This window comes from Pseudoalteromonas sp. A22 (genome assembly GCF_018141345.1).
Classification (GTDB): Bacteria; Pseudomonadota; Gammaproteobacteria; order Enterobacterales; family Alteromonadaceae; genus Pseudoalteromonas; species Pseudoalteromonas maricaloris.
The window spans coordinates 785,048-796,730 of record NZ_CP047238.1 but is presented as its reverse complement, the minus strand read 5'-3'; the positions used below and the strand labels follow the sequence as shown (position 1 = coordinate 796,730).

Sequence of the window (11,683 nt, the reverse complement as noted above, 5' to 3'; positions counted from 1 at the left end):
CACCTTAGTCTAATAGACCAATAGGTAATTGAGTAAAAACCAACCTTAAACAACAGTTAGTGATGATTAAAATGAATGTCAGCTGCTGCCAACTGCAAAGCACAGCTATTGAGGAACTGGATTATGACAACGAATAACATTAATAAAAAACTGCTCGCAGTTGCTATCAGTAGTCTCTGCGCTCTCCCTGCCACTGCGGCTGAGATTGGCGATACTAAAGTTAACTATGGTGGTTATATCAAGCTTGATGCCATTTGGAGTGACTTTTCTGACGGCGCGCTGGGTGCGCAAAATATCGGCCGAGACTTTTACGTTCCTGGTACGACTCCGGTCGGGGTAAACTCAGATAGCGACGCTGTATTTGATATGCACGCTCGTCAATCTCGGTTTAGCTTCGGGACCGATACTAAGCTTGATGATGGCAGCAGTATCAAGACTAAAATCGAGCTAGACTTTATTTCTACATCGGGAGGCAATGAGCGTGTTAGTAACTCCTACTCACCTCGTATTCGCCAAGCCTTTGTGAGCTACAAGGGTTTCTTGTTCGGTCAGGCTTGGTCAAACTTCCAAAATGTTAGTGCGCTACCAGAGACTTTAGATTTCGTCGGCCCAGCTGAAGGTACCGTTTTCGTACGCCAAGCCATGGCTAAATACACCACAGGAAACTGGTCTTTCTCTATTGAAAACCCAGAAAGTACAGTTACCACTGCAGATAGTGGCCGTGTCGTCACTGATGACGCTAGCATGCCTGATTTCACTGCACGTTACACACACAATGCTGATTGGGGTCATATTGCGGTAGCGGCACTTGCGCGCCAAATTACCTATAAAGTCGGTGGAGCTGATGAGTCTGAAAGCTCATTTGGGGTCAGTGCGTCTGGTCGTGTTAATTTTGGTGACAATAACTTGAAATTTATGCTGACCCAAGGTCAAGGGCTTGGTCGTTACGTAGGCCTAAACGTTGCTAATGGCGCGGTATACGACGGTAACTCGTTACATGCAATTGACTCGACGTCGGGCTTTATCGCTTATCAACATAGCTGGAATGAACAATTCCGTTCAACATTCTTATACTCTTTCTTTAATGCTGATAACGAAAGCGATTTGCTGGCGGTGACTGGCGATCCGACAAAATCAAGTATGAGTTACAGCGCAAACCTACTTTATTCACCCGTGAAAAAGCTTACCTTTGGTGCTGAATATAAAATGGGTACTCGGGAAACAGAAAGTGGCCTCGAAGGTGATTTAGACAGACTGCAACTTTCAGTGAAATACGTGTTTTAAGAGTTTGTTATTTTAATAGACTACTACCAATTCACTTCCTAACTGCGGCCTATTGGCCGCTTTTTTATTGTTGGTCGCGACATAAAGTCCACAGCAACGGTAGGCTTCTTCGCGACATAAAGTCGCTGCTACGATGTGTTTTTTCGCGGTATAAAGGCTCTGTTATAGAGTGTTTCTTCGCGACAAAAAGTCGCAGCTATGGTGTGTTTTTCGCGACATAAAGTCGCTGCTACGACATGTTTTATCGCGACATAAAGTCCGCTGCTACGATTTGTTTATTCGCGACATAAAGTCGCTGCTACGGTGTGTTTTTTGCGGCATGAAAGAGCGCGGCTACTCGTGGGATTTCATCGTCTAACGTTGTGGCCATATCGCGCCAATAAAAAACCCCGCTGGCTGGCGGGGTTTTACAATCATCTCAAAAGCATCATCTTATTGAGCTTTTGCATCCTTCATATAATCAAAGAACTTGCTATCCGGTGATAACACCATAACGTCATTCTTATCTTTAAAGGTATTTTTATATGCTTCAAGCGAACGAACAAACCCGAAAAACTCAGGGTCTTTATTATATGCTTTAGCGTAAATGTTTGCCGCCGTTGCATCACCTTGACCGCGAACCGCGCGAGCATTACGCTCGGCATCTGCAAGCATGACTGTCACTCGACGATCAACATCAGCGCGGATGGTCTCCGCCTTTTCCTGACCTTCTGAACGGTGCTCTTTTGCCACAGCTTGGCGCTCAGCACGCATACGTTGGTAGATTGAGCTGCTTACTTCGTTAGGTAAGTTAATCTGCTTAACACGGACATCCAGCACTTCAATCCCAAGCTCACTCGCGCTTTCCGACGCTTGAACTAACGCTTCTTCCATTAGCTCGCTACGTTCACCAGATACTATTTCTTTAATAGTACGCGAACCGAAGTTTGTTCTTAGACCGTTGTTCACCTTTTGCTTAAGTAGCGTTTCCGCATACTGCTTATCACCACGCGCACGTAGGTAATAAGCACTAAAATCATTCACGCGCCACTTCACGTAAGAATCCACGATTAGATCTTTCTTCTCACTGGTTACAAAGCGATCAGGTTGACCATCTAGGGTTTGGATCCGCGCATCTAATTTACGTACTTGGCTAAAGAAAGGCACTTTCAGGTGAAGACCAGGTTCATACACCAAAGCATCGCCATTCGCGTCTTTTTGTACCTTACTAAATAGCAGTACAATTGCTCTTTGACCTTCGTTTACTACAAAGATACCAGAAAACGACATGATCACGGCAGTGACTAATAGAAGTAGACTAAAATTCTTCATATTGATTATCTCCCGTTACCAAATCTGTCGCGATTAAATCTATCGCCGCCTGAATTGACAGAACTATTTTGCTGTTGAGTACCTTCAATCGTTCTACGAAGCTGCTCAATATCACTCTGATTTGGTAAACGTACTGGTGACGAAGCGTTGTTATGGGATTGCATAATCTTATCAAGTGGTAGATACAGCATGTTATTACCACCTTCAACATCAACCAATACTTTTGAGCTACGGCCCAAAATCTGCTCCATTGCATCAATATATAAACGTTTACGCGTTACTTCTTTTGCTGCTTGGTACTCAGGAAGTAACTTTTCAAAGCGCTCTACTTCACCTCGAGATTCAAGGATAATACGTTCGCGATAAGCTTCTGCTTCTTGCGTCATACGAGTCACTTGACCACGCGCACGCGGTTCAATTTCCCTCGCATAAGCTTCTGCTTCACGAATGAAACGCTCTTCATCTTCTTGTGCAGCAATCGCATCATCAAATGCGTCTTTTACTTCTGCTGGTGGACGAGAATCTTTAAAGTTAACGTCCGTAACAATCAAACCAAGGTTGTATGGTTCGATAATACTGTTTAGCTCTTCCCAAGTGCGTTGGCGAACCACTTCACGACCCGTAGTTAACACTTGGTCCATGCGAGCATGACCCACAACATAACGCAGAGCACTGTCTAGCGCTTGTTGTAAGCTGTGGTCAGCATCGGTCACACTGAAACGATAAAGTGTTGGATCAACAACACGATATTGCACTTCAAACTCAACGCTTACTACGTTTTCGTCTTCCGTAAGCATAAAGCCTGAAGCCGACAATGAACGTACCGCTTCAATATCTACAGGAATAACACGCTCGATGAACGTGGCTTTCCAGCGCAGACCCGGCTCAGCAATACGGTCAAATTTACCAAATTGCAACACGATACCGCGCTCAGCTTCTTTTACCGTGTAAATACCACTTAGTGCCCATACGATGGCTGCGATAATAAGTATAAAGACGAAACCAGCACCGCCTAATCCGCCATTACCACCTTTCCCCGGCTTACCGCCGAAAATACCGCCGAATTTATTACCAAATTTACGGAATACTTCATCTAGATCAGGTGGGCCTTGATCCCGCCCCCCGCGGTTTTTCCACGGATCGTTATCATTGCCATTATTACCCGGTTCGTTCCAGGCCATAGCTATACTCCATTGTTATTTAAATGAATTAGGTTAAATCTAACAAAATTCGAGCGACTCTCATATAAAAATACGCTCGAAATTGACGATTTTTAACTACCAACGACCAAATCATTGAGATTTCGCCCGAATTCCTTATTGAGCTTTTCCCATTCGATTTTTGGCATTCTTACCGAAACAAGCCAGTTGCCTTGCTCGTCGTAGCCTTTTTCATCCACGGCATTGAGCTCAAATAGCGCACCTCGTAAACGCCCAAGCGCAGGAGGGACAGCAAGCTCAGCTGTGAAAACGGTTTTTGCCAACAACTCTTTAACGGCGTCGAATAACAACGAAATCCCTTCTCCAGAGTGGGCACTTAACCACACTCTGATCGGTTTTCCTTCATCGTCCCTATCTATTCTAGGCGCAACTTCGTCCATTAGATCAATTTTGTTGTAGACTAAAAGTTGAGGAATGTCATTGGCTTCAATTTCCTCTAGAACCAATTGTACCTGTTCTATGTTTTCTTTTCTTCTCGGATCTGCAACATCGATGACATGAAGCTGTAAATCTGCCTCACGAGTCTCTGTTAAAGTCGCCTTAAATGCTGCTACCAAGTCATGAGGTAAATGACGAATAAAACCTACTGTATCTGCTAAGATAACGGGGCCAACATCATCGATTTCTATTTTTCTTAGCGTAGGATCAAGCGTTGCGAACAATTGGTCCGCAGCATATACATCCGCATCCGTAATTTTGTTAAACAGCGTCGATTTACCCGCATTGGTGTAGCCTACCAGAGAAACGGTTGGGATCTCGTTACGACTGCGCGCTCGACGCCCTTGCTCACGCACAACGGCTACCTTGTCTAATCGTTTACGAATACTCTTAATTCGCTCTCTTAGTAACCGTCTATCGGTTTCTAATTGGGTTTCACCAGGACCACGTAAGCCGATCCCCCCTTTTTGCCTTTCTAAGTGCGTCCATCCTCGAATTAAGCGCGTAGAGATATGCCTTAGCTGAGCAAGCTCAACCTGCAATTTACCTTCGTGGGTACGGGCTCTTTGCGCGAAAATATCTAAGATCAGCGTTGTCCTATCTAACACTCGGCACTTACAAACGCGTTCTAAATTGCGCTCTTGTGAGGGACTGAGTTGGTGGTTAAATATGATGACATCTGCGTTGTGGATGTTGACAATCTCGGCAATTTCTTCAGCTTTACCCGTTCCGACAAACAACTTTGCATGTGGTGCTTGACGGCTGCCTTGCACAACCGCCACACTACTAACACCAGCAGAAGAAACTAGCATTTCCAATTCACGTAGATCTTCGCGATCTCCTTCGTGAGGAAATTCTATATGAACCAAGACTGCCTGTTCGCCGGCTTCATAACGGTCAAACAAGCATTAAGCTCCTACTAATAAGAATTAATAATTACCTTCTTCACCTTGGTCGCCCGCTTCACTTCCGGTTGCATTTTGGAAGTTAACCGCACGAGCTGGAACCACAGTGGAGATGGCGTGTTTGTAAACCATTTGGTTTACTGTGTTTTCAAGCAAAATCACAAATTGGTCAAATGACTGGATCTTGCCCTGTAATTTAATGCCATTCACTAAAAAAATTGAGACAGGAATGCGCTCACGACGCAAGACATTCAAAAATGGGTCTTGTAAAGATTGGCCTTTTGCCATTTTCTTATCCTTCGTTTTAGGTGTTATTATGTCAGGTCGTTGATTTAATCAGAACACGCTGATTTAACAACTACTATTAGCTTAGCGAAGTTAGAACACGTTGCAAGTTTTCTTGACTATCGGTGTCAAGCCAAGTCACATCTTGCCACCCCCTCAGCCAAGTTAATTGCCGCTTCGCCAGTTGTCTGGTCGCTGCGACGCCTTTGAAAACCATTTCGTTATAATCGCACTCGCCAGCTAAATACTCCCACATTTGCCGATATCCGACACAGCGAATAGAAGGCAAATCAGGGTGTAAATCTTTACGTTGATATAAGGCCAAAACTTCATTTTTAAAGCCTTCATCCAACATTATTTTAAATCTTTTCTCTATACGTTCATGCAAAACTTTTCGGTCATTTGGCGCAATCGCAAATTGATGAAACTGATATGGCAATGCATCCTGTTTGCTTTGCTGCAATTGAGTCATCGTTTTACCACTAATGCGATAAACTTCCAAAGCGCGGTTGATGCGTTGCGAATCGTTTTCACTGATTTTAGCCGCGGCTTCTGGGTCAATCTCTTTTAACTGTTGATGCAGCGCAGGCCAACCCTTTTGTTCGGCTTCGCGCTCCAATACCGCTCTGATTTCAGCATCAGCCTCTGGTAATGGCGACAGGCCTTCAATCAAGCCTTTAAAGTACATCATTGTGCCGCCGACTAAAATTGGCACCTTGCCACGCTGATGAAAATCATCAATTAGTTTAATAGCATCGGCACGAAACTCAGCAACCGAATAGCTTTGTGCAGGATCAATAATATCAATTAGGTGATGTGGTGCCTGTGCTTGCTCTTGTGCGCTCGGCTTTGCCGTACCGATATCCATCCCTTTGTACACTAACGCCGAGTCTACACTGATGATTTCGGTATTTAACGCTTGGCATAACTCTATGGCCAATGCGGTTTTGCCCGCTGCTGTCGGTCCCATTAGGGTAATGACAGGTAACTTGTTCACATCTAACCTACTAATAAACTGCACTAATCTCGTATTATAGCTGATAGTACATGGTAATTAATACCTACTTAGGCACGAATTACTGCGAACTTAAAAAACTGACCAACTTCTGGGCATCAATTGTAACCGCACTTTTATGAATACGAGCCAAACATGAGGCTTTTGAAAGTAATTTTTCTTTAACTAAATCAAAATGCTGGCTATCGAAATAGCTACTGGGTGTTGAGACTTCTAGCCACTGTAACCAATCTTGGAGTTCAGCATCTGAGCTTGGTTCCATCATTTGCTTAGAAATTTCACCAACATCTATGCTATAGAGCGACACAGGCAATTTTTTAACTAAAATATGGCCATCAAAGATTTCAATCGCAAACCCTAAAATTGCCAACCAAGTTTCACGCTGCTGCAATGCTTCCAGTGCGGCTTTATCTAACTTGATGCGCACGGGTAACAGCAGCGCTTTGCCTTGCAATGTGCCATCTTGCTCAATTTGCATTTGCCAATATGGCAACAGCCCTTGCCTACAATCACCAAACAACAACTGATTGTCTTGCTCAAGCATGACTTTGCCTTGCGGCAACAGCATCCAGCTAGATTTACTGGCGGATATCGGGACGCTACTTACTTCAATTGACGGTAATTCAGCTTCTTCAATTTGATCGAAGTGCTGCATCTGTTGATGTGATAGTCCTTGATAGAGCTGGTTTACATTCACCTGCTTTTTGCCACCACCTGTTGCACCGCCATAGTTACTTCGACCGCCACCTGAGGCTGCTCTTGAAGCCTCAGTGCGTTCGCCGAAGGTACTTGGAGCCGAATAGGCCTGTGCTTGCGTTTCGGGCTGTAAGGTTGAACGGTAACTTTGATGATAGGTTTCATCTACCTGTTCTTGGGGCGTAAATAATGGCGATGCGATATCAGGTGCTTGAGTCTCGGTCTCGCTTGCACAAGGTAAATCAATTTGCTCCGTCGCGACCTGCTTTATTGCTTGTACGATAAAGTCGTGAACCAAGCGCGCTTGATGGAAGCGAACTTCGTGTTTCGCGGGATGGACATTAACGTCAACTTGTCTCGGATCTAATTCAAGATATATGACAAAACCGGGAAGCTCTTCATGCCCGATTGATTCATCAAATGCTTGGCGAATCGCATGCAAGATGAGCTTATCTCGCATCATACGACCATTTACGTAGGTATATTGTGTGCCGTTGTTCACCCCCGCAGGTAACACCCAACCGAATAATCTTAGTCCCTCATGACCTGAGTCGATAAAGCTTGCTTGCTGTAAGAATGCTTTACCACCAACTTGCGCAACTCGCTCAACACCTTTTTCAATAGTGCGAGGGCGATATTGGCGAACCACCTTTTGGTTATGAGTGAGCGTGATGGCAACATCAAAACGACTCAATGCAATGCGCTTAACCAGCTCATCGATATGGCTAAACTCGGTTTTTTCGGTGCGTAAAAATTTCCTGCGTGCAGGCGTGTTGAAAAACAGGTCTTTGACTTCAATCGTGGTGCCGTCTGGGTGCGCGGTAGGTTGAACCTGCACAGCCATATCTCGCCCTTCGGCGAAAGCCTGCCAAGCAGTTTCTTGCGCTTGAGGTTTAGAGCTCAGAGTCAGTCGCGATACTGAACTGATGGATGCCAGCGCCTCACCTCGAAAGCCCAGCGAAGCAATACACTCTAGATCATCCAAGCTTTTCAGTTTACTTGTCGCGTGGCGAGACAGCGCCAACATCAGCTCGTCTTTAACAATACCGATACCGTTATCACGGATCCGAATAAGCTTGTGTCCTCCACGCTCAATATCTATTTGAATGCGCGTCGCACCAGCATCAATACTGTTTTCCACCAGCTCTTTCACAACGGACGCTGGCCGCTCCACCACCTCACCGGCAGCGATTTGGTTGGCCAACCGAGCTGGAAGTATTTCTATCGTCATCATTTACGCTTTTGGAATAGTTAAGACTTGCCCAATAAACAAGGTATTGTTTTTCAGGTTATTTGCTTTTTTCAATTCACTGACCGTAATACCATAACGGCTAGCCAGCACACTCAATGATTCGCCACTTTTTACTTTATGCGTCACCGGCTTATTGGATTGCATACGCGCAAAGAGCGAATTATCCGGTGGATTTTTTTCATAATAGCCCTTTATCGAACTAAAAATAGCCCGAGCTAAACGCTCTTGGTAATGCGGAGACATTAATAGTTTTTCTTCTTTAGGGTTTGAAATAAACCCGGTTTCTACCAGGATCGAAGGTATATCTGGTGATTTTAGTACCCCAAAGTTTGCAGCTTGCGGTCTGCTTTTGTGCATTTTTGCCACTTTTTTCAGCTCTTTGACGACTTCTTCTGCGACCTGAAACCCGGTTTTCATCGAATGTTCCATCGACATATCAAGTAACGCTTTGGCTAAATATTTTTCGTTGGCCGTATCCTTAATTAAATCGGCAGCCCCTCCCAATAACTGTGAGTGTTTTTCTTTGTCTTCTAGCCACTTACCTATTTCAGAATTTGCTCTGCGCAGTGATAACACCCAGACCGACGCACCGCGTGGTTGAGGACTGGTGAAGGCATCTGCGTGAATAGACACAAAAAAATCCACTTTTCTTTCGCGCGCTCTTGCGGTTCTCGTATTCAACTTGAGGTAATAATCGCCAGTACGAATAAGCTTTGCGCTCATCCCTGGCTGGCTATCGACTAAGCGTGCTAAACGCTTCGCAATTTGAATGGTTACGAGCTTTTCATAAGTACCTGAAGGTCCAATAGAACCCGGATCTTCACCGCCATGACCAGCATCGATGGCGATGACAATATCTCTGTCTTGCGCCAGTGTTTTTCGTGGTGTGGCAGTTTTTGTATCGTCATAAGCGCTCATCTGCTTACCATACAAATCAACGACTAAGCGGTTTTTATACGGGCCGGTTGGTGCCAACGCAAAGATTTTTGGCGTAGCGCTGCGACTTAGCTCCACAACAATCCGTGCAGAATTGCTATTTTTTGGTTTGCTGTGGCGCACTTTGTTTACAACGCGATGTTCGTCAGGAACACTCGGAAAGTCTTTTTGTTGCTTGGTGTTTTCAAGGTCGATCACCAAGCGCAGTGGATTTTTCAGCACAAAATAGCTGTAATCCGGCTTATCGCTCATATCAAAAACAATACGAGTGCTTTCTGGGGAGGGCCAAACACGCACACTTTCAATGGCGTTTTGGGCAAAGCTATGCATGCTCGCTAAGAGCATGCCGATAAAAATGAAAATATAACTAATAGTCGGCTGATTACGCATGATCTTGTAATTGTTTTAATAGTGCCTCGCCGCGGCTAGACTTGGCCTCAAGTGTAATTTGACGGCCATCACCAGCATACTGCATTGTGACGTCTATATCTGGGTTTGGAATAAAGCCTTCACCTTTTTCAGGCCACTCAACAACACAGATAGCATTACTTGCAAAGTAATCCCGGATCCCCATGTATTCGAGCTCTTCAGGCGAACCTAATCGATATAAATCAAAATGATATATTGAGACATCATCCAGTTCATAAGGTTCAACTAAGGTATAAGTTGGACTTTTTACCTTACCTGAATGACCAAGGCTTTGCACGATCCCGCGAGTGAGCGTGGTTTTACCCGCGCCTAAATCACCGTGTAAAAATAGTACCGCACCTTGACGAATAACATTGGCAATTTTATTACCCATGGCAACTGTTGCTGGCTCATCAGCCAAATCGAATTTCATATGACCTGTCGTCATCCTAAAACACCTCGAATATGTTCGAATAAATCCCCGGCCAACATACCTTTTTCGCCATCATTGGCGGCCTGCTCGGCAGCTAAACCATGAATATACACGGCTAGGTTTGTTGCAGCAAATGCTTCCATCCCTTGGGCAATTAAACCGCCTATAATACCAGATAAAACATCGCCCATCCCAGCACTCGCCATTCCTGCACAGCCTGAACGATTAATATTTATCCGCTCACCTTCAGATACCAAACTGCCCGGCCCTTTTAGTACCGTAACAGCGCCATATTCATGGCTAATTTTTTTAGCCACCGCGAAGCGGTCGTGTTCATTTAGCGGTGTCTCTAAGTGACTCAATAACCGCCTTGCTTCACCTAGGTGAGGCGTTAACACCCAGTTTGATTTTTGCCTCGGTGCATGCGCTAAACAATTGAGTCCATCAGCATCCATAACCATCGGCAATTCAGTTGCCATCGCACAATTAAAAAGTGATTTTGCCCAAGCGTCTTGACCAAGCCCGGGACCAAGCACTATCACACTGGCTTTTTTCATCAGTGGCGATAACTCATTCGCACTCTCAACACCGTGCACCATTAATTCAAAGCGCCCCTGTAAGACGCTCGCGATATTATCAGGATGAGTAGCGACCGATACAAGGCCAGCTCCTGCTCGCAGAGCGGCTTCGGCTGCCAATCGAATTGCCCCAGCCATGCCACGATTACCGCCAATAAGTAACACATGACCATGTGCATTTTTATAGCTATCTAGTGCTCGCTGCGGCCTTGCTGCCATGAAGGTTTCATGATTTAAGTAATTTGATGTTGGCGTTACTAGGGTTTTGAATGCTTCACCAACATCCAAATCGGCTAACAATAACGTTCCCACAAAACGCTTTGCTGAGCCGCTAAGTAAGCCCTGTTTTAACGCGATAAAGGTGATGGTTTTGGTAGCTAAAAATGCACTGGCCGCAACTTCTCCTGTTGTGGCATTTATACCGCTCGGTACATCAAGTGCCAACCTAGTAACCGGCAGTTTATTTATTTTGTCAAAACAAAGGCAAACATGGTCAGGCAGCTCACCTCTAAAACCGGTGCCGAACACACCATCAACCACCACCGTAAACTGACTTAACTCTACCTCGTTCAACGAAAAAACCAATGCGCCTTGATATTGAGAAAATGCCTGCTGCGCATCGCCCGTTAAGCTTTCGGGTGCAAATAACGCAAATACGGTGACGGAAAATCCGGCCTGCTGACATAATTTAGCAACGACAAAACCGTCTCCCGCGTTATTACCTTTACCTGTGATAACTAAGATATGACTGGATTTTGGCTGGCTGTTTTCAATAAAGCGAAATGCAGCAGTCCCTGCTCGCTTCATTAAAGTACTTAGATCTGTGCCTGATAACTTTGCGGCTTTTGCTTCATATTGCTGCACTTGTTGGGCTGAATAAGCAAATTGTGGTAAATTGTCCGTGTATTCATTAGCCATTATT

At 44.9% G+C, this 11,683-nt stretch carries 10 protein-coding genes; 1 reads left to right on the top strand and 9 read right to left on the bottom strand.

Annotation, left to right across the window (positions count from 1 at the left end; genetic code table 11):
• Positions 1-123 precede the first annotated feature (123 nt).
• The gene (locus GSF04_RS08375) at positions 124-1,284 is read left to right on the top strand and encodes a DcaP family trimeric outer membrane transporter (protein WP_039494423.1); all 1,161 of its coding nucleotides are present in this window, start codon (positions 124-126) and stop codon (positions 1,282-1,284) included.
• A gap of 432 nt (positions 1,285-1,716) precedes the next feature.
• Here GSF04_RS08375 and hflC read toward each other — a convergent pair whose 3' ends face one another.
• The 9 genes from hflC to GSF04_RS08330 form a co-directional block, all read right to left on the bottom strand.
• Positions 1,717-2,595, bottom strand: coding sequence for a protease modulator HflC (gene hflC / locus GSF04_RS08370; RefSeq protein WP_039494419.1), 879 nt, complete (start codon positions 2,593-2,595; stop codon positions 1,717-1,719).
• Positions 2,596-2,600: 5 nt separating this feature from the next.
• A complete protein-coding gene (hflK, locus tag GSF04_RS08365) occupies positions 2,601-3,776 on the bottom strand; it encodes an FtsH protease activity modulator HflK (RefSeq protein WP_039494418.1) in 1,176 nt (391 codons plus the stop codon).
• Positions 3,777-3,868: 92 nt separating this feature from the next.
• A complete protein-coding gene (gene hflX, locus GSF04_RS08360) occupies positions 3,869-5,158 on the bottom strand; it encodes a ribosome rescue GTPase HflX (RefSeq protein ID WP_010605651.1) in 1,290 nt (429 codons plus the stop codon).
• A gap of 24 nt (positions 5,159-5,182) precedes the next feature.
• Positions 5,183-5,446 (bottom strand): RNA chaperone Hfq, encoded by a 264-nt coding sequence (gene hfq / locus GSF04_RS08355; protein WP_010377383.1) that lies wholly within the window; start codon positions 5,444-5,446, stop codon positions 5,183-5,185.
• Between the two features lie 76 nt (positions 5,447-5,522).
• Positions 5,523-6,413: a tRNA (adenosine(37)-N6)-dimethylallyltransferase MiaA gene (gene miaA, locus GSF04_RS08350; protein WP_226899384.1), complete on the bottom strand. Its 891-nt coding sequence runs from the start codon at positions 6,411-6,413 to the stop codon at positions 5,523-5,525.
• Between the two features lie 106 nt (positions 6,414-6,519).
• Positions 6,520-8,385 (bottom strand): DNA mismatch repair endonuclease MutL, encoded by a 1,866-nt coding sequence (mutL, locus tag GSF04_RS08345; protein WP_249122499.1) that lies wholly within the window; start codon positions 8,383-8,385, stop codon positions 6,520-6,522.
• A gap of 3 nt (positions 8,386-8,388) precedes the next feature.
• A complete protein-coding gene (locus tag GSF04_RS08340; RefSeq protein WP_211859267.1) occupies positions 8,389-9,732 on the bottom strand; it encodes an N-acetylmuramoyl-L-alanine amidase in 1,344 nt (447 codons plus the stop codon).
• On the bottom strand, positions 9,725-10,198 hold the full coding sequence (gene tsaE / locus GSF04_RS08335; RefSeq protein WP_211859266.1) for a tRNA (adenosine(37)-N6)-threonylcarbamoyltransferase complex ATPase subunit type 1 TsaE: 474 nt from the start codon (positions 10,196-10,198) through the stop codon (positions 9,725-9,727). The genes GSF04_RS08340 and tsaE overlap by 8 nt, the downstream gene beginning before the upstream one ends.
• Positions 10,195-11,679, bottom strand: coding sequence for an NAD(P)H-hydrate dehydratase (locus GSF04_RS08330; RefSeq protein WP_211859265.1), 1,485 nt, complete (start codon positions 11,677-11,679; stop codon positions 10,195-10,197). The genes tsaE and GSF04_RS08330 overlap by 4 nt, the downstream gene beginning before the upstream one ends.
• Positions 11,680-11,683 lie beyond the last annotated feature (4 nt).